General features: G+C 57.0%; 14 protein-coding genes and 1 pseudogene. 6 read left to right on the top strand and 9 right to left on the bottom strand.

The features are described 5' to 3' along the window. Positions 1–46 precede the first annotated feature (46 nt). Positions 47–154, bottom strand: coding sequence for a PetM family cytochrome b6-f complex subunit 7 (locus tag NW822_RS09530; RefSeq protein WP_414362920.1), 108 nt, complete (start codon positions 152–154; stop codon positions 47–49). Positions 155–529: 375 nt separating this feature from the next. Between NW822_RS09530 and psbD the strand changes: the two genes are divergently transcribed. The 3 genes from psbD (at position 530) to cobW (ending at position 4,297) form a co-directional block, all read left to right on the top strand. Then, positions 530–1,588 carry a photosystem II D2 protein (photosystem q(a) protein) gene (psbD, locus tag NW822_RS09525; RefSeq protein WP_414362918.1) on the top strand — a complete coding sequence of 353 codons (1,059 nt, stop codon included), beginning with the start codon at positions 530–532 and terminating at the stop codon, positions 1,586–1,588. Positions 1,589–1,731: 143 nt separating this feature from the next. After that, positions 1,732–3,111: a photosystem II reaction center protein CP43 gene (gene psbC / locus NW822_RS09520; RefSeq protein ID WP_414362916.1), complete on the top strand. Its 1,380-nt coding sequence runs from the start codon at positions 1,732–1,734 to the stop codon at positions 3,109–3,111. 127 nt (positions 3,112–3,238) lie between these two features. Continuing rightward, positions 3,239–4,297: a cobalamin biosynthesis protein CobW gene (gene cobW / locus NW822_RS09515; protein ID WP_414404273.1), complete on the top strand. Its 1,059-nt coding sequence runs from the start codon at positions 3,239–3,241 to the stop codon at positions 4,295–4,297. Positions 4,298–4,350: 53 nt separating this feature from the next. Here the strand turns inward: cobW and NW822_RS09510 are convergent, their stop codons facing one another. Beyond that, positions 4,351–5,307 (bottom strand): NAD-dependent epimerase/dehydratase family protein, encoded by a 957-nt coding sequence (locus NW822_RS09510; protein ID WP_414404272.1) that lies wholly within the window; start codon positions 5,305–5,307, stop codon positions 4,351–4,353. Positions 5,308–5,520: 213 nt separating this feature from the next. Between NW822_RS09510 and NW822_RS09505 the strand changes: the two are divergent. After that, positions 5,521–6,513: pseudogene (locus tag NW822_RS09505) on the top strand (ABC transporter permease). A 1-nt stretch (position 6,514) separates the two neighbouring features. On the opposite strand, the gene NW822_RS09500 reads toward NW822_RS09505, so the two are convergent. Then, the gene (locus tag NW822_RS09500) at positions 6,515–7,867 is read right to left on the bottom strand and encodes an RNA-guided endonuclease InsQ/TnpB family protein (protein ID WP_414404271.1); all 1,353 of its coding nucleotides are present in this window, start codon (positions 7,865–7,867) and stop codon (positions 6,515–6,517) included. 316 nt (positions 7,868–8,183) lie between these two features. On the opposite strand from NW822_RS09500, the gene NW822_RS09495 reads away from it, so the two are divergent. Further along, positions 8,184–10,292, top strand: a complete 2,109-nt coding sequence (locus NW822_RS09495) for a DEAD/DEAH box helicase (protein ID WP_414404270.1) — start codon at positions 8,184–8,186, stop codon at positions 10,290–10,292. Positions 10,293–10,484: 192 nt separating this feature from the next. Here NW822_RS09495 and pxcA read toward each other — a convergent pair whose 3' ends face one another. From pxcA to NW822_RS09470, 5 genes are all read right to left on the bottom strand, one after another. Beyond that, a complete protein-coding gene (gene pxcA / locus NW822_RS09490) occupies positions 10,485–11,819 on the bottom strand; it encodes a proton extrusion protein PcxA (protein ID WP_414404269.1) in 1,335 nt (444 codons plus the stop codon). Between the two features lie 87 nt (positions 11,820–11,906). After that, entirely contained in the window at positions 11,907–13,319 is a 1,413-nt protein-coding gene (locus NW822_RS09485; protein ID WP_414404268.1) for a glycosyltransferase, read from the bottom strand. 83 nt (positions 13,320–13,402) lie between these two features. Continuing rightward, on the bottom strand, positions 13,403–13,519 hold the full coding sequence (locus NW822_RS09480; protein ID WP_414361544.1) for a photosystem II reaction center X protein: 117 nt from the start codon (positions 13,517–13,519) through the stop codon (positions 13,403–13,405). A 79-nt stretch (positions 13,520–13,598) separates the two neighbouring features. Continuing rightward, the gene (locus NW822_RS09475; RefSeq protein WP_414361546.1) at positions 13,599–13,955 is read right to left on the bottom strand and encodes a ferredoxin-thioredoxin reductase catalytic domain-containing protein; all 357 of its coding nucleotides are present in this window, start codon (positions 13,953–13,955) and stop codon (positions 13,599–13,601) included. Between the two features lie 171 nt (positions 13,956–14,126). Then, positions 14,127–14,531: a universal stress protein gene (locus tag NW822_RS09470; RefSeq protein WP_414361547.1), complete on the bottom strand. Its 405-nt coding sequence runs from the start codon at positions 14,529–14,531 to the stop codon at positions 14,127–14,129. A gap of 242 nt (positions 14,532–14,773) precedes the next feature. Here NW822_RS09470 and eno point away from each other — a divergent pair, with 242 nt between their 5' ends. Further along, the gene (gene eno / locus NW822_RS09465) at positions 14,774–16,057 is read left to right on the top strand and encodes a phosphopyruvate hydratase (protein ID WP_414404267.1); all 1,284 of its coding nucleotides are present in this window, start codon (positions 14,774–14,776) and stop codon (positions 16,055–16,057) included. Here eno and NW822_RS09460 read toward each other — a convergent pair. After that, positions 16,044–18,116, bottom strand: a complete 2,073-nt coding sequence (locus NW822_RS09460; RefSeq protein WP_414404266.1) for a prolyl oligopeptidase family serine peptidase — start codon at positions 18,114–18,116, stop codon at positions 16,044–16,046. The two genes, eno and NW822_RS09460, sit on opposite strands and share 14 nt — an antisense overlap. Positions 18,117–18,140: the final 24 nt, after the last annotated feature.

Below are 18,140 nucleotides of genomic sequence, written 5' to 3'. Positions count from 1 at the left end.
CCCTCCTGGCAGGACTGGTCCCCCTTCTCAGATTGGCCGCCAGGCTCTACTCCGTCCCACCTTGGGTCAGGCGCAGGATCCCATACCCAAGCGCCAAACCTGCCAACGTTAAGACAATGGAGATCCCAGCAATGGTCAAGATCTCGCTAGCCATGGATTTGCCTTAGAAAAGTGCCCTGTCCTTAGGATATCGGATTTTCCTCTTGGACTTTACCAGCAGTTGGGTAGCCCCTCCCAAGCGCAGGAAAGCTGCAAAGATTACGCTTTGTAAAGATCCCGGTCACTATAGACTTGCTAAGAGCGGGCTCCCTGCTTCTATAATGAGAGCAATTTACAAGTCTTTACTGGCCCAGGCTTAGTCCTGCCAAGGGTAGAAGGACTTGTCCGCTGGCTCTGGGGTAGCTTGTGGGGATCCCTGTAGCTCCCCAAGGGTTTAGGTTTTTATACCTAGGCCGCGGTCTTGCCTCTAGGAAGCAAAGTTTGTAGCTTCATTAGCGTTCTCATCAATTTTTAAGGAGAAGATCGTCCTATGACCATAGCAGTGGGACGCGTACGCCAGGAGCGAGGATGGTTCGACATCGTCGATGACTGGCTCAAGCGCGACAGATTTGTCTTTATCGGCTGGTCGGGGCTGCTGCTGTTTCCCTGCGCCTATCTGGCCCTGGGCGGCTGGCTGACTGGCACTACTTTTGTAACCTCTTGGTACACCCACGGGTTGGCCAGCTCCTACCTGGAAGGGTGCAACTTTTTGACAGTGGCCGTTTCCACCCCAGCCGATAGCATGGGGCACAGCCTGCTCCTGCTCTGGGGCCCAGAAGCCCAGGGGAACTTTACCCGCTGGTGCCAGATTGGCGGCCTGTGGACCTTTGTGGCCTTCCATGGGGCGCTGGGCTTGGTTGGCTTCATGCTGCGGCAGTTTGAGATTGCCCGTCTGGTAGGGGTGCGGCCCTACAACGCCATTGCCTTCAGCGCACCAATTGCCGTATTTGTGAGCGTGTTCCTGATTTACCCCCTGGGGCAGAGCAGCTGGTTTTTTGCCCCCAGCTTTGGGGTGGCCGGGATCTTCCGCTTTTTGCTGTTCTTCCAAGGGTTCCACAACTGGACGCTAAACCCCTTCCACATGATGGGGGTAGCCGGCGTTTTGGGTGGAGCGCTGTTGTGTGCCATCCATGGGGCCACGGTAGAGAATACCCTCTACAAGGATGGGGAAGCAGCAAGCACGTTTCGTGCATTTGAGCCGACGCAAGCGGAAGAAACCTACTCTATGGTGACGGCTAACCGCTACTGGAGCCAGATTTTTGGGATTGCCTTTTCCAACAAGCGGTGGCTGCACTTTTTCATGTTGTTTGTACCGGTAACTGGTCTGTGGATGTCGAGCATTGGGGTAGTGGGGTTGGCGCTGAACCTGCGCGCCTATGAGTTCATTAGTCAGGAAACGCGGGCGGCAGAAGACCCCGAGTTTGAGACGTTCTACACCAAGAACATTTTGCTCAACGAGGGGATTCGCGCCTGGATGGCGCCGCAGGATCAGCCGCATGAGCACTTTGAGTTCCCCGAGGAAGTCCTCCCCCGCGGCAATGCTCTCTAAATCCACCCAGTTTGCTTGACTTGAGCTGCAAACGTTCTAGGGACTAAGCACCTGCCCGCGGGATCCTCCCAGTGGGCAGGGATCCCAGCAGCAGGTGCTTATCCTAGTTTTGTTCTGGTCCTGATTATTGGAGGTTGGTCTCTGTGACCTCGACAACACTTGGTTCAGTGGTGGTGCAAGATCGCACCCAAGGCGGGTTTGCCTGGTGGGCTGGGAATGCCCGCTTAATCAATCTCTCCGGTCGGCTTTTGGGCGCCCACGTAGCTCATGCTGGCTTGATGGTCTTCTGGGCGGGAGCGATGCTGCTCTTTGAGGTGGCTCACTTCACGCCGGATCGGCCCATGTATGAACAGGGCCTGATCCTGATGCCTCACGTGGCTACTTTGGGCTGGGGAGTTGGCCCAGGCGGCGAAGTGGTGGACACCTACCCCTACTTTGTCATTGGTGTACTGCACCTCATCTCCAGTGCTGTGCTAGGGTTTGGGGGTGTTTATCACGCCATTCGCGGCCCAGAAACCCTGGAGCAGTCTTTCCCCTTCTTTGGCTACGACTGGAAAGATAAGAACAAGATGACCACCATCCTGGGAATCCACCTCATCCTCTTGGGGTTGGGGGCTTTCCTGTTGGTGGCTAAGGCTATGTGGTTTGGCGGTGTCTATGACACCTGGGCTCCTGGCGGTGGGGATGTGCGGGTAATTACCAACCCCACCCTCAACCCGGCAGTAATCTTCGGCTATCTGTTCAAGTCTCCCTTTGGTGGGGAAGGCTGGATCATCAGTGTGGACAACATGGAGGATGTGATTGGTGGCCACATCTACATCGGCATCATCTGCATTGCCGGTGGCATCTGGCACATCCTCACCAAGCCCTTTGGCTGGGCCCGCCGTGCCTTCATCTGGTCGGGAGAGGCCTATCTCTCCTACAGCTTGGCGGCGGTCTCGCTGATGAGCTTCATTGCCACCTGCTACATCTGGTTCAACAACACCGTCTACCCCAGTGAGTTCTACGGACCCACGGGACCAGAGGCTTCGCAGGCGCAAGCCCTTACCTTTATCGTGCGCGACCAGCGCCTGGGGGCAAACATTGGCCAAGCTCAAGGTCCCACCGGTCTGGGTAAGTACCTAATGCGCTCTCCCACGGGCGAGATCATCTTTGGGGGTGAGACGATGCGCTTCTGGGATGTGCGGGCTCCCTGGAAAGAGCCGCTGCTGGGCCCCAATGGCCTGGACTTGGATAAGTTGAAGAACGACATCCAACCCTGGCAAGCTCGCCGTGCGGTGGAGTACATGACCCACGCGCCACTGGGATCCCTGAACTCGGTGGGGGGTGTGGCGACCGAGATCAACACGGTGAACTTCACCAGCCCCCGCACTTGGTTGGCGGCCCACAACTTCATCTTGGGCTTCCTGTTCTTCGTTGGCCACCTGTGGCATGCCGGTCGTGCCCGTGCTGCCGCCGCTGGCTTTGAGAAAGGGATTAGCCGTGAGGACGAGCCGGTTTACCGGATGAAGCCAATCCGGTAAGGGCATCCGTCTCCTTGGAATAGACCTTTGGCCCCCTCTAGGGGGCCTTTTTGTGGGATCCTCCCCACCAGGATTGGCAAGAACGGAGGGGAGGGTAGAAACTGGGGAAGCCGAATCCTTAGGGAAGATGCACAAAGTCCCGGTTACCGTCATCACTGGCTTTCTGGGATCTGGCAAGACCACTGTCATCCGTCACCTCCTCCTCAACAGTGGCGGTCGCCGTCTCGCGGTGTTGGTCAATGAGTTTGGCGAAGTGGGCATCGATGGCGAACTGCTGCGAGACTGCCAACTCTGCGCGGGAGAGGGTTCCATCCCGATTTTGGAGCTGGCCAACGGCTGCCTCTGCTGCACAGTGCAGGAGGAATTTTTGCCTGCCATGGAGACCCTGCTGCAACGGCGGGCGGAGCTGGACGGCATTCTCATTGAAACTTCAGGATTGGCCTTGCCTAAGCCCCTGGTGCAGGCTTTCCGCTGGCCCACCCTACGCACTGGCGCCACGGTGGATGCGGTGATTGCGGTGGTGGACGGCCAGGCCCTGGCCTCTGGACAACTGGTGGGGGATCTGGCGGCCCTGGAGGCGCAGCGGCAGGCAGACGAGAGCCTGGATCACGAGACGCCCATTGAGGAGCTGTTTGCGGATCAGTTGAGCTGCGCCGATTTGGTGCTGTTGAGCAAGGTGGATCAGATCACGTTGTCAGAGCGAGCGCGCGTGGAGAGCTGGCTGCGGCAACAATTGCGCCCTGAGGTTCGAGTCCTCCCCTGTGAGCGGGGCCAGGTGGCCCCAGAAGTGCTCTTGGGCTTCAACGCAGCCGTGGAAGACCAACTTGAACGCCGCCCCAGCCACCACGATCACGAAGAAGACCACGAGCACGAGGCCTTCGAGTCTTTTTACCTGAGCCTGGAGGGGAGCTATGAGCCGGGATCCCTAGTTGCCCAACTGCGCCAACTGGCTCAAGAGGAATGCCTCTACCGGGTGAAGGGGTTTGTGGCCGTGCCCCACAAGCCGATGCGGCTGGTGCTGCAGGGAGTGGGAGGGCGATTGGAAACCTACTACGACCGGCCCTGGCGCCCGCAAGAGCCGCGGTTGACCCGCCTAGTGTTCATCGGGCAGAGGCTTAACCGGGAGCGCATTGCCGCTCAGCTGCAAGCCTTGGCTATTGGAGAAGTGGCCGCCCCTCCTAGCTAATCCCTTTTGAAGTCCGGTGAACCCCACCTCCTCTGGGAGAGGGAAAAAGCGGCCTAGAGGTAAGCATCCAGAAGAGAGGCTACAGTGGGGAAGTGGCAGGGCAAACCCAGGCCTGCTGGCGAGAGGGCCGGATAGACAAAATGGCGGTGGCGCAGACAGTACTCGTCCCACGCCGAAAGCCGCACCCCAAACAGAAAAGCCAAGCTGCGGAGGAGTCCGAGGGGCAAGGGCAGGCGGAAGTAGATCCGCTTTCTGAAATGGGCGCACACCTGTTCCACGCACTCATCCACAGACAGAGGGGGGTTGCCCAACACCCAATCGCCGCCACCGGGCGGATGGGCTACCCAGTAGGCCACCATCTCTGCCACATCGGCAGCGTGGATGAAGTGGAAGCTGGCGTCTATCCGCAAAAAGCGGATGAGATCTAGCCAGCGGAGCACATCCTTAAGGCCAGCGGTGATGTGGGAATAGGGGTGGTGGGGACTGCCGCCAAACAGTAGGGTGGGGTAGAGCGTCAGCAGCCGATCCGGCCAGAAGCAGCTTTCCCGCCGCCGCAGCAGCATCACATACTTGCTGCGGATGTAATCTGTGCCCACCTGGCCAGCAATGGTCAAGGGTTGTAACGCCTGATCCAAAAGGCTGGCGGTGGAAAAGTAGATCACCTGCTGGCAGCGCCGGGGATCCAACAACTGAAAGAGCTCCAGAGTGTGGGTAACGTTCACCGCCCAGGCTAGGGTGGGATCCCCCCAAGCCGCCGCCATGTGGATCAGACCATCCATCTGCTGCAGCAGGGCAGCGTGCTCGCGGATGTGCAGCAGATCGCCGAGCACCAGGGTGATGGGGGCGGGCAGCCGTTCCAAGTTCAGCCGCAGGCGGCTGGGATTGCGGATAAGGAGGTAGAGGTGGTAGGCGGGCCGCTCTGGAAACTCGGGATCCCTTTCCTGGGCCAGGCGCTCCAACACATAGTGCCCCAGACAGCCGCTAGCGCCGGTAAGAAACAGGTTTCGCAAGAGATCTTCCCAACGGCAACTCATCGAAAAAGCTTTTGACTAGTCTACCGCCTTGGCTTGCGCCTGCCGGAGCGGCCTAACCCCCAATTCTCCTGCTGCACCCTGTTCCAAGCCGGGTAGCAGGCTGGAAATCTGGGCCGAAGAATGGCAGCATAGTTCGACAGGAACTCCACTCCGTTGAGATTTGAACCCCGCTCAACCCGACTTCTGTCTGTGGCCGTAACCTCCTCTTCCCCTGGCGGGCGCGCTTTCGGTCTGTGGCCACCGCTGGCTTTGGTCTTGCAGCGGCTGGCCCAAGCGGTGCCGGTGCTGCTGCTGATCACGGTGCTCAGCTTTTTGCTCTTGCAACTGGCCCCCGGCGATTTTTTGGATCCCTTGCGGGCGGATCTTATTGCCCAGGAAGAGGCACGGCTGGGCTTGGATAAACCCTTGGTTGGGCAGTATTTGACCTGGCTGGGCAATCTGCTGCAGGGAGATTTTGGGCTGAGCTACACATACCGCGTGCCGGTGGCGCAACTCATCCTCTCCCGCGCCGGCGCCACCTTGCTGTTGGCAGTGTGCTCTGTTTTGCTGACTTGGCTAATTGCCGTTCCTCTGGGGATCCTGGGGGCGCTGCGGCAGAACACCCCTTTGGATCGGGCGTTGCAGTTGCTCAGCTACCTGGGGCAGGCCATGCCCAGCTTTGTGCTGGCCATTTTGCTGCTGATTGTGGCTCAAAACGTGGGCTGGCTGCCGGTAGGGGGAATGACCAGTGTTTATTTTGCCGAGCTCGGTTGGGGGGAAGCTGCTGGATCTGGGCCGCCACCTGCTCTTGCCCACGCTGGCCCTGAGCATTACCAGCTTTGCCGGGCTGCAGCGGATTACCCGCGGCAACTTCTTGGACGTGCTGCAGCAGGAATACATCCAGGCGGCGCGGGCACGGGGCATTCCTGAATGGCGGGTGATCTGGCTGCATGCAGTGCGCAACGCCGTCAACCCCTTGATTACGATCTTGGGCTTTGAGTTTGCCAATCTGCTCAGCGGCTCCTTCATTGCTAAGTTTTTCTTCAACTGGCCGGGGCTGGGCAAGCTGCTCTTGGAAGCCGTCCAAAGCTTTGACATCAACGTGGTGATGGCTGGGCTTTTGCTGGGAGCGGTGATAACCTATTGGCCGATCTGCTCTTGATGTGGGTGGATCCGCGGATCCGACCTGAGTCTTTGCTATGAACTACCCCACCGCGTAGGCGGGTGGGGTTTCCTCACCCGCTTGACAGCAGAGCTTTTGTCTCTTCCTCTGCCCCAGTTGCTTCATAGATCCCGTGTACCGGGTCTCTGAAGTAGAGCTGAAGCATCCAAGACTCACGAGGCTGGTTCCCAGCCCCGGTTGCTGATTAGTAGCAACGTTGTACAGTACCATCACCGTTCCCCTGTCCCGCGGTATCGCAAACCCACAGGCAGAACAGACATGGTAACGGTTACTGAGCTCTGCCCACTCCTTGTGAACAGCACCGCACTTGGGACAGCGCTGAGACGGCTTGAGGGTTTGCGTGGGAAGAAACAAGACCAAACCGCCCTTCTGCTCAATTTTGTAGGTCAGCATTTGGTTCAGCGTACCAAACCCCACCGACAAAATAGACTTGTTTAGTCCGGCCTTATGTTTCTTCCCTTTACCTTTAGCTTTATGGGTCATGCCCTTGACGTTGAGTTTTTCGGTTACCCCGATGTCATAACGACTTGCTATCTCTGAGGTAACCTTGTGTTGCCAATCTCTACGCTGACGGGCAACTTTGGCTTTGAGCTTAGCCTCCAGTCGGTTGATTTTCTTCCATCTCCTAGAAGCCTTCACCCCCTTCCTAGGTGCACGCTTCCGCCGTTTGAGCTTGGCAACCTTGCGAACTTTCTCCTCACTCCTCTGCGTAAACCGAGGATTAGCAACCTCATAGAACTCACTCCCGTCATATAAGGTTATGGCCGTTTCGGTACCCAAATCGTAGGCAACGATAGATTCATACTTCAAATCTGACCAGGAACCAAACTTAGACCGAGGTACTTCTACCTCTACGGTGAAGGAAGCATACCACTGCCGTAAAGTTGGCTTGTAGACAATAGTTAGCGTGGTAGGCCTCCCCCACTCCTTGGCTTTGCCCCGCATCCTCAGGGTGAGGCCCAGGTCATTGAGGGTAACGCTACCGTGCTTACCGTTGCTGGCTACTTTCCACCCCGAAGTGCTGGGATAGGTCCAGCCGGAGTACCGCTGGATTGACTTGAACTTGGGCTTTTTACTCAGCCCTTGAAAGAAGCGCTGATAGGCAAAATCTACCCGCTTGACCGTAGCTTGCAGAGATTGGGAGTTGAGTTGTGCAAACTCCGGCCACGCCTGCTTGAACTCTGGCAGAAGGTTCTGCTGCTCAAGGTAAGTAACCGTCCGGCGGTTGCGTCGGTACTCATAGCGCCGATGAGCAACGCAAGCGTTGTAAAGGTAACAGTGCAGACGGCGGGCAGACAACAAAGCCCGCTCTTGGGTTTTGTTGGGGTACAGCCGAAAGGTCTGCCGCCTGATTACCAGTACAGTTTCAGTCACCTTTTGTGACTTAGTCGAAGCCCCAGTAAGTGTAGCATCGAGAAGGGCAGACTAAGAAGCGACGCTGACGCAGTTTTTAGAATTCACCTGCACGTAGTGTTTGTAACAAAATACTGGTCACTAAAGTGTATTGGGAAGGGCTAGGCTTTGGCATGATTTGCTCCCTAGAACCAGAATCAGTCAGAGGGTGCTATCCATCCCCACCGTATAGACGGTGGGGAATTCCGCACCTTACGTTAAGGGCCCTGGATCCTTCCCCAAGAGCTCAGGTTTCCTGTTGTACACTGGGTTCAAGTTGGAAAATGAGGGATCCCCCATGCACTTTCAACCCGACGGCGCTCTGGATGACAGCTTGCCAGGAATAGCTGCGGAGGCGGCGGTTTGGAATGCGCTGCGGCAAGCCCTGGCCTCTGATCCCGGCTACCTCCTCCATCAGTTCAGCATTTATGACCCTCAGGGCCGCCCCAAGGCCAAGCCCGACATTCTCTTGATTCATTTTGAACTGGGCTTTTGGATTTTCGAGTGTAAGGGCTGCAACCTTTACAATATCGAGGCCATCGACGGCAGCGAGTGGCGCATGCGCGAGTGGCACAGGGAAACCGAAACCCCTCTGGCGCAGGCCGATAATCAAATGTTTCAGATTAAGAATTGGCTGCAGCAAAATCTGGAAACTCGGCCTCTCCAAGCGCGCGTTGCCTGGCAATATCGGCTGGCTTTGCCTCGCATTCGGCGCCAAGAATGGCAGGAGCGCTTCGGGGATCCCCCTTTTACCGGCGCGCTACTTTTTGCTGACGATTTGGAAAACCCAGAGCAGTTGCGGCAAACTCTGTATGCGGCCAAGCAGGTCAATGGCGCTCCTCTCAACGCCACAGAATGGGAAGTGATCCTCAGAACGTTGGGGATAAAGCTGGGGGATCCCGGCGAAGACCCCGTATATGACTACGATCCGCAGGCGGTGATCCGGCGCGTCCAAGAAGGGATCTTCAAACTCGATGAAGACCAACGCAAAATTGCCACCCAATATCCTGAGGGGCCGCAGCGGTTGCGGGGCCTGGCGGGGACGGGCAAAACCGTAGCCTTGACTCGCAGGGCAGCCAAGATCCACGCTGACCACCCGGATTGGGACATCGCCGTAGTTTTCTACACCCGCTCTCTCTATGAGCAAATTCGCAGGCAAATCTCAGAAGTCTGTCAGAGCAAGTTTGACATCGAGCCAAATTGGGAAAGGATTCAGGTGATGCATGCCTGGGGATCCAAAGATCAGCTTGGGTTTTATCGCTTGCTCGCCAAAGAATGTGGCTTGCTGCCCAAAAGCTTGGAGCGGGCAAGGGCAGAGTTAAGGGATAAAAATGACCATACAACGGAGCCTTTCGACTATGTCTGCCAAGAGTTAGAAAAAGAAGCCAAGGAGATCCCTCAACTTTTTGACGCCATCTTGATCGATGAAGGTCAAGATTTGCCGCCCGCCTTTTACCGTTTAGCCTATCGAACTTTACGGGATCCCAAGCGGCTCTACTGGGCCTACGACGAAGCCCAGGGCATTGGCTCGCTGACAGTGCCGGGGGCAGCCGAGCTATTCGGGCGGGACGAGACGGGCAAACCCAAAGTGCAGTTGGGAGGGCGAGCCATCGTACTGCGCCATTGCTACCGCACTCCAAACATCATCCTCATGGCTGCCCATGCCATCAACATGGGTCTTCTGCGTGGAGGCCAGCCTTTGCAGGGGGTTACTCAAAAAGACCAGTGGGAAAACTTGGGTTACGAAGTGGTAGAAGGTGATTTTCGTAAGCCCGGATCCCCAATTACCCTCACCCGCAAGGCTTGCCATCCCGTCGATCAAGAAAACTTTGATCCCAAGGTGGATCCCCAGTCGTTGCTGGTCTGGCGTACCTTTCCTTCTGAGGAAGAGGAGCAGAAGTGGATTGCCCGACAGATCGAGCGCGACCTGAAGCAGTGGAGTTTCCGGCCGGAAGATCTTCTAGTGACAAGTGTAGCCAGCTTCAGCGCGAACAAACCCTACTGGGAAAGCCTAAAGGCCAGGCTCAAACAAAGAGGAATTAGCGCCCTCATTGCTGGCGAAGATGCCGATCGGGATATTTTCCGCTTGCCGGGGCATGTCACTCTAGCGGGGATCTTCCGGGCCAAGGGCAACGAAGCTTGGAAAGTCTACGTCTGCCAGTTTCAAAACGCCACCGAGCCGGGGCTAAGTGTAGAGGAGCAACTGCGCCGGCGCAATCAAGCTTTTGTGGCTCTGACGCGCACCAAGATCTGGTGTGTGGTTACAGGGATCTCCCCCAAAGATCAATTGGCTCCCGCCTTCCAAGAGCTGCGGCAGGCCAAGGAGCAGTACCCCTACCTACGCTTCCCGGCTTTTAACAAGGGATCCCTGCGGCGGCTTCTGGATCTGGAGGCAGAGGGTGCCTGAGAAACTCACAAGCTATCGCTTAAGGTCGGCTCTGTCACTATCCCCTAGGTTGCAAAGGTAGCCAAGGTGGAGGTGGCGAGAGGCGAAGGCTTTGACAGCCATGGGCAATTGCTTAGCAAAGTTGCAGGAGCTTGTCGGTTGACGAGCTGGATGTAAGATAGGGGATCTCAGTTTGAGCGGAGCCCATCGAGTCTAGTCATTCATAGCGTGATAGGTAGCCACTGCTGATGGCGATACACGGTTTAAGTAGCGGAAGATCCAGTACTTAAAGAGCGTGTCTAGAAAGACTGGAAAGGTAGCGATAAAGCCGTAGATGAAATTGCGGTTTTCAGGCAAGCCCAGGTGCTCGGCCAAACTACTTAACAAGACTTCCCAACCATGGGGAGAGTGGTAGCCAACAAATACATCGGTGAAGAGAATAATGATAAAAGCCTTGGCACTATCGCTCAGGCCATAGATGAGACGATCTAGGAAGGACTTAAGAACCTCAATTTCCTCACGGCCAACAAAGACTAGCCAACCAAATACCGCCAGAGATAGCAGATCAGCCAAGATATTCTTTAGGCCTTCTGAATTCTTACGGCTGTATTTTTGTAATAGCTCCTCTGCTTTCATGGAAAGTCGATCCTTTAGCTCTAAGTCCATATCTTCTGGGGATTGGTGGTGTAAAGCCCGCTCAAACTCTATTTTTTCCCTGAAAAAATCAAACTCTGAAACAGCTCTTTCTTGAAATTCGTAGCTCAAGGCCAAGAGAGTAGGCTGCTGAGGCTGCAGCCGATCCACCAATGGCCCAAACAGAAATTGCTTCGAGAGAATCTGGACAAGCAGTGGCAAGATGGCCAGTAGTAACAAGAACCGAACTGCCACCAGTGTTTGCGTGCGTTGGCTGCGGTACTCCTGGACCAGCTCTTCTTCTGCCTGCGAACTTAACTCTCGGAGGATTTGCTTAGCTGTGGACAAAATGGAGCGAGGCAGGAGGGCCGTTTTAGAAGCAACTGGGACCCCGTCATCGGTCAGATTGGTCTGAGCGGGGTTAGTCTTGATGCTTTGAGTTGAAGAGATTGACTCAGCTTGCTCTTGAGGTTTAGGTTGGGTGACGCTGGGCTTGGGTTGAGTGGCAGGGCGCTTGTAGCGAGAGATTACCTGATCGATAAACTCTAGTTTCTCCAAAATTGAAGGATCTTGACTTTGCCGTCTATTTTCAGACTCTTTGCCCCTGTATTTTACTTCTGCAGGAAAGTGAGGGCTCCTGCCATCTGATTCGGGATCAGGCAGGCGGGAAAAGATACTACTGGCTCTAAATTCTGCTAGACTAAGGTTAATCTGACGCAGGTTCTGGCGCAGTTGGATTTGGAAGTAGTGGCTAGTAACTTGGCCGTGGCTGCCGTTGCTACCGATGGATCCCCCCTGAAAGTAGCGGTCTTCAATGGCTTTGATGCGGAGGGCAGCCTGATAAGCCCGATCAAGAGAGCGAAGGGGAGTATTCGAGATCCACTGGCCGAGGCTGCTCAATACGGATTCCCTCATTGGTGGTTTTTCTCAGGCTTAATCTAAGTCTATTAAATTGTATAGGCAGGGATCTTTGGATTGGAAACGCATCCAAAGGAGCAGCGTTCAGGATCCCTTGAAGTGCTTGAGGGCAAAGGCACAGATCTGCAGCAGCCGCAAGCCATCCCGCAGATGGTGGATATTGGAGCGGCCATAGGTTCTGGGGAAATAGCGCACCGGGATGTCCAGGATCTTAAGGGTGCGCTTGGCAGCCCCTAGCAACAGGTCAAAATCGCCGAAGGGATCGAAATTCCCCCACTCTTGCCGCAGCTTGGCAATCTGACAGTAGTCCTCCCGCCAGAGGGCCTTGGTGCCGCAGAGGGTATCTTTGATGCGGATGCCAAGGATGTAGGAAAGAAGAGCGGCAAAAAAGCGGTTGGCCCACTGGTTTAGGCGGGGCATTGCCTCCGGCTTTAGAGGGTAAATCAGCCGGCAGCCATTGGCAAAATCACAGCGCCCGGAGGCCACCGCCCGGAAAAACTTGGGGAGGTCTTCCGCTTGGACAGTTAAGTCGGCATCGAGAATGATTACCACATCGCCGCTGGCTGCAGCAAACGCCTGGCGCACAGCATCTCCTTTGCCCTTCCCCTCCTGTTGCAGGGCGCGGAGGGTGCAGCTCCCCTGGTATTCGGCCTGAGTGCGCTGGATCTCGGCCCAAGTATCGTCGCTAGAGTGCCCCTCCACAAAAATAATCTCAGTGTGGGATCCCATCAGGGGCACCTGCTCCACGCAGCGGCGAATGTTGCCGGCTTCGTTGCGAGCTGGAATGATCACTGTGCAAGAGGGCTGTTCCGCAGGAGGCGGATCCCAGTTGGGATCCGGCTGGAGACGGGCAATGGTGTATTCCGTTAGGCAGAGGGCGTTGATCCCTGGCAAGGGGGCAATCAGGCGGTTAACCAGCGTTGAAAGCAGCGGGATCCGCCGCGGCAACAACAACCGCTTGCCCTGCTGGATAATCTCGTACCCCGCTAGGTGGAGCAAATTGGCTACATCTGCTGCCGAGAGCCAGTTGGCTGCCGGCAGGGGCCTGCGCTGCTTCAGAAGGGTTGCTAGGTTCAAAAGTGGCTCCCAAAGGGGATTGTGGTGGGAAAGAATGAGGCGAGTGCGCGGAGTGCAGAAACAGCGCAACTGCTCAAGAACCTGTTGAATATCCCTCAGGTAACTGAGAGTATTGACAAGCAAAATAGCGTCAAAAGGCTGGGCCAGGACGGGATCCCGCCTGTCCAACTTATGGAGGTCCTGCACGCGAAAGTGGAGGTGGGGAAATTGCTGCTGGGCCTGGGCAATGACCTCTACGTCTTGGTCGATCCCTACCCCGAAACTAGGCTGCAAAGCGTTGAGCAGCGCCCCCGTACCACAGCCAATCTCCAGAATACGGAGACCCGGAGGCAAGAAGAAGCGGTGCAGCCGCTCCAGATCCTCGTAGTAGTAGCGGTTCTTCTGTTGCCAGTAGTAGAGAGAGTAACTAGAGGCTGGCAATAGACTCCTTACCACCTCCGCTGCAGCAGTTTGCTGGCCGTCGAGTACGGGGATCAGCAGGGGGATAATCTTTGGCCAAGGCTTTAGCGGCGACGCACCCTATCTCTGTAGCTAACAATCACGATGGCGCCAAAGAGAAGACCCAGCACTACAGCACCGTATACCAGGCTCCAGAGGAAGCTAGCTAGTGAGGGAGTCATAGGAGAGTTTCCTCCGCGGGCAAACAGGCATTTCCAACTGCTTTTCGATTATACCCAGCTTTCTCCTAGCCATTACGGGCTAGGCTCGGTATTCTAGAGGGACCTCCTCTAGGGTTTGGCTGGTGCCGGCCAAGGGGTTGTCCGGAGTTAAAAAGAGCATACAGTGACATTCTTTCCGCTCCCGCATGGGTACGCAGGGACAGTTCCAATAGCCAGCCTTCACCTCTGCTTCTTTATCTTCGTAGAACCGGCAAGGACAGAGGGGAGCGCCTAGTTGCTCTTTGTGTAGAGCTAGGCCCTCAATTACTGCGGTTGTAATTGTTGGGTCAGAGCAGAAAAAGGTGCCGGTACGTCTAGCGTAGGTTTCTGCGAAATGCCGCATTAGATCGAAGGTTTTCTTCGAAGCCTTGTTGTAGCCACGACTTTGACTTTCCATAACAATTCCCAAGAGTGTAACCAGTTAGCTGCTGTCAGCCATTGGGTCTATCCTGCTCTTCGTTGTACAGCAGCCTTCTGGTCAATACAAACAAAAACGGCCCTACCGTTACACAAGGCAACATTTTGAGACAACTTCAACACATTCTCCAGAATAGAGAAGGCCGACTCTTCAGGGCACCACCAGCACAGGGCAGGGGGAGAGGTCGATGACGCGGTGGCTGACGGATTCGTTTTTCCGGCCTTCGGCTAGGGGATTGCCGCGGGATCCCATCACAATCAGGTTAATCTCTAGCTCGTCTGCCACGTCGCAGATGACAAAAGGAACCTTTCCCTCGCGATACTCGCTCTTGACATTTTGGATGCCAATCTGCTGGAGACCAGTCTCAGCCTGCTTGAGCAAGTTGTGGATACTTTGGCGGGCTTGCTCGACTTGCTCAGGGGTTAGTTCTGTAGTGTCTAGGACGGAGAGCAGATATACCTGGCTCTTGTAGCGCTGCGCTATGTCGGCCACCAGTGGCAGGGCGTGGCTGGTCTCCCGCGAGTTGTCGATGGGAAAGAGTACTTTTTCAAACATAACTACAGACCCCCCTTCCCCCTAGCTTCTCTCTGGGGCCGGAACACCTTACCTAATTCTACTTCCACTGGGGAGCTGGGTGGCCTCTTTCTTAGAGAGCCAGGCGGGATCCCTGACGCTCCACCAGCCTGGGCCGAGTCAGCCGTTAAAGTTTTCCGGAAGCCAAAGGGATCCGGGGGCGAAAATCCACTACTCTATTGGCGATCTGACCTTGGCCAGAGCTGTCTAATTGAGGTGCAACTGTGGAAACGGCCATCGAGTGGATTACCGCCCATGAGATCCTCGACTCACGGGGGCAACCGACCTTAGAGGCGTTGGTGGGCTTAGCCAATGGGGCCACCGGCCTGGCCCAGGTGCCCAGTGGCGCTTCGACCGGCACTTTTGAGGCCCACGAGCTGCGGGACGGGGATCCCAAGCGCTACGGCGGCAGGGGTGTGCTGAGGGCGGTGGAAAACATTCTTGGCCCCATCCAGTCGGAGCTACAGGGAGAAGATGCCCTCAACCAGGCCCGCATCGACCAGTTGATGATTGATCTGGATGGCACCCCCAACAAGTCGCAACTGGGAGCCAACGCCATCTTGGCGGTCTCTTTGGCCACGGCTAAGGCGGCTGCTAGTGCAGTGGGTCTGCCCTTGTACAGGTACCTGGGTGGACCCTTTGCCAACCTGCTGCCGGTACCCCTGATGAATGTGCTCAATGGCGGTGCCCACGCCGATAACAACCTCGATATCCAAGAGTTCATGCTGGTGCCTATCGGGGCACCCAGCTTTCGCGAGGCGCTGCGCTATGGGGCGGAGGTGTTTGCAGCGCTCAAACAACTGCTGCGGCAGAAGGGGCTGTCCACGGGGGTGGGGGACGAAGGCGGGTTTGCCCCCGATCTCCCCTCCAACGCAGCGGCTTTGGATCTGTTGATGACGGCTATTGAACGGGCGGGCTACAAGCCGGGGGAAGACATTGCCTTGGCCTTGGACGTGGCCGCCAACGAGCTGCTGCAGGATGGACAGTACCACTTTGAGGGCAAAGCCCGCAGCGCTGAGCAGATGGTGGACTACTACGAACAACTACTGGCCAACTACCCCATCGTCTCTCTAGAGGATGGGCTGGCGGAGGAAGATTGGGCCGGCTGGCAGGCCATGACCGCTCGGCTGGGATCGCGGGTGCAACTGGTGGGGGACGACCTGTTTGTAACCAACCCAGCCCGGCTGCAGAAAGGCATCGACAGCGGCGCCGCCAACGCCATTTTGATCAAGCTCAACCAGATTGGCACGCTGACGGAGACCGTCTCAACCGTGCAACTGGCCGTTCAGGCCGGCTTTCGCACCATCATCAGCCACCGCTCCGGCGAAACAGAAGACACCACCATCGCCGACCTGGCGGTGGCTACCCGCGCCGGCCAGATCAAGACCGGATCCCTCTGCCGCAGCGAGCGCATTGCCAAGTACAACCAACTGCTCCGCATCGAAGACGAGCTGGGGGAAGCGGCAGTCTATGCCGGCCGGGTGGGCCTAGGCCCTAAAGCTCGCTAACTCCCCTTCCATCCCCGGGGATCCCCAGCACCTGCACCAAAAAGGCCCAGCGGTCGGCGGTCTCTTCAATGAGCTTGCTGGTGGGCTTGCCAGCCCCATGGCCGGCTTTGGTGTCGATGCGAATGAGGATGGGCTGGGATCCCCCCTGGGCCGCCTGCAGGGCAGCAGCAAACTTAAAGCTGTGGGCCGGCACCACCCGGTCGTCGTGATCCGCGGTGGTGATCAGGGTGGCGGGATAGGCGGTGCCGGGTTTGAGGTTGTGCAGGGGGGAATAGGCGTAGAGGGCCTTGAATTCCTCGGGGTTGTCCGGGGATCCGTACTCCGAGACCCAGGCCCAGCCGATGGTGAACTTATGAAAGCGCAGCATGTCGAACACCCCCACAGCGGGCAGGGCTGCGGCAAAGAGATCCGGCCTCTGGGTCAGGCAGGCCCCCACCAAGAGGCCGCCGTTGCTGCCGCCGGCGATGGCCAACTTGGAGGGATTGGTGTAGCCATGGGCGATTAGCCACTCAGCCGCGGCAATGAAGTCGTCAAAGACCTTTTGCTTGTTGAGCTTGGTGCCCGCCTGGTGCCAGGCTTCCCCATATTCGCCGCCGCCGCGCAAATTGGGCTGGGCGTAAACCCCTCCCATCTCCAACCAGGCCACCAGGCCCACCGAGAAGCTGGGGGTTAGAGAGATGCCGAAGCCGCCGTAGCCGTACAGCAGGGTGGGGTGATCCCCTGTCCGCGCTAGGCCGCGGCGGTGGACAAGGAACATGGGAATGCGGGTGCCGTCTTTGCTGGCGTAGAACACCTGCTGCACCTCATAGGCGTGGGGATCGAAATCCACCTGGGGCTGGCGAAAGAGGGTGCTCCTGCCAGTGGTGAAGTCGTAGCGGTAGATGGTGGGCGGGGTGGTGAAGCTGGTGAAGGTGTAGAAGGTCTCAGTGTCGTAGCGCTTGCCAGCAAAGCCGCTGGCGGATCCCAGCCCTGGCAGGGGGATTTCCCCCAGGTAGGTGCCGTCTAGGGCAAAGGTCTTGATCTGGGTGTGGGCGTCTTTGAGGTAGAAGGCAACAAATTGATTGTGGATGAGGCTAACCCCTTGCAGGGTCTCCTCAGCCTCAGGGATCACCTCTTGCAGGTGCCCTGGGTTGTCGAGATCAAGGGCCACCAGTCGCCGCCGCGGAGCCTGGAAGTCCGTCAGCAGCCAAAAGCGGGAGCCGTCGTTGCCAACAAAGCTGTACTCGGCCTGGAACTCGCAAATGAGCTCCACCACCGGCGAGTTGGGATCCCGTAGGTCTTTGTAGAAGAGGAGGTTTTTGGGATCCGTGCCCCGCCAGACGGAGATGATGAGGTAGTTGCCATCTTCGGTAACCCCGCCAGCAAAGCCCCACTCTTTTTGGTCGGGGCGGTGATAGATCAAGACATCTTCCGACTGGGGGGTGCCGAGGCGGTGGTAGTAGAGCTTTTGGAAGTAGTTGGTACTTTCGTACTCGCTGCCGGGGGGTGGCTCGTCGTAGCGGCTGTAGAAAAATCCCTGCCCATCCCGTGTCCAGCTGGCCCCAGAGAACTTAATCCAGCACAGGTGATCCGGCAGGTCTTCTCCAGTTTCGATGTCCCGCACCTTCCACTCCTGCCAGTCGGAGCCGGAGCGGGAGAGGCCATAGGCTAGGTAGCGCCCGTCGCGGCTGATGGCAATGCCTGAGAGGGCTACAGTGCCGTCTTCCGAAAACGTGTTGGGATCCAGCAAAACCCGGGCTTCGCCCTCCAGGCTCTCTTGCGTATAGAGAACGCTCTGGTTTTGCAGGCCGTCGTTTTTGAAGTAGAAGTAGCGGCCGCCCTCTTTGAAGGGCTGGCTGTATTTTTCGTAGTTCCAAAGTTGGGTCAAGCGCTCCAGGAGCCGCTGCCGCGCCGGGATGCGTTGCAAGTAGTCAAAAGTTAGCCGGTTTTGCGCCTCGATCCAGGCCCGCGTCTGCTCAGAATCCAGATCTTCCAGCCAGCGATAGGGATCCGGCACCGGCTGCCCATGGTAGACATCGACAACGGTGGGATCCGGATGGCTAGGCGGGTAGTGAAGCATAGGGACGGAGCAACAAAGGGTTAA

Source organism: Synechococcus sp. H70.2, assembly GCF_047462275.1.
Classification (GTDB): domain Bacteria; phylum Cyanobacteriota; class Cyanobacteriia; order Thermostichales; family Thermostichaceae; genus Thermostichus.
Note: the sequence above shows the minus strand (reverse complement) of the source record. Positions and strands in the feature narration are given on the sequence as shown.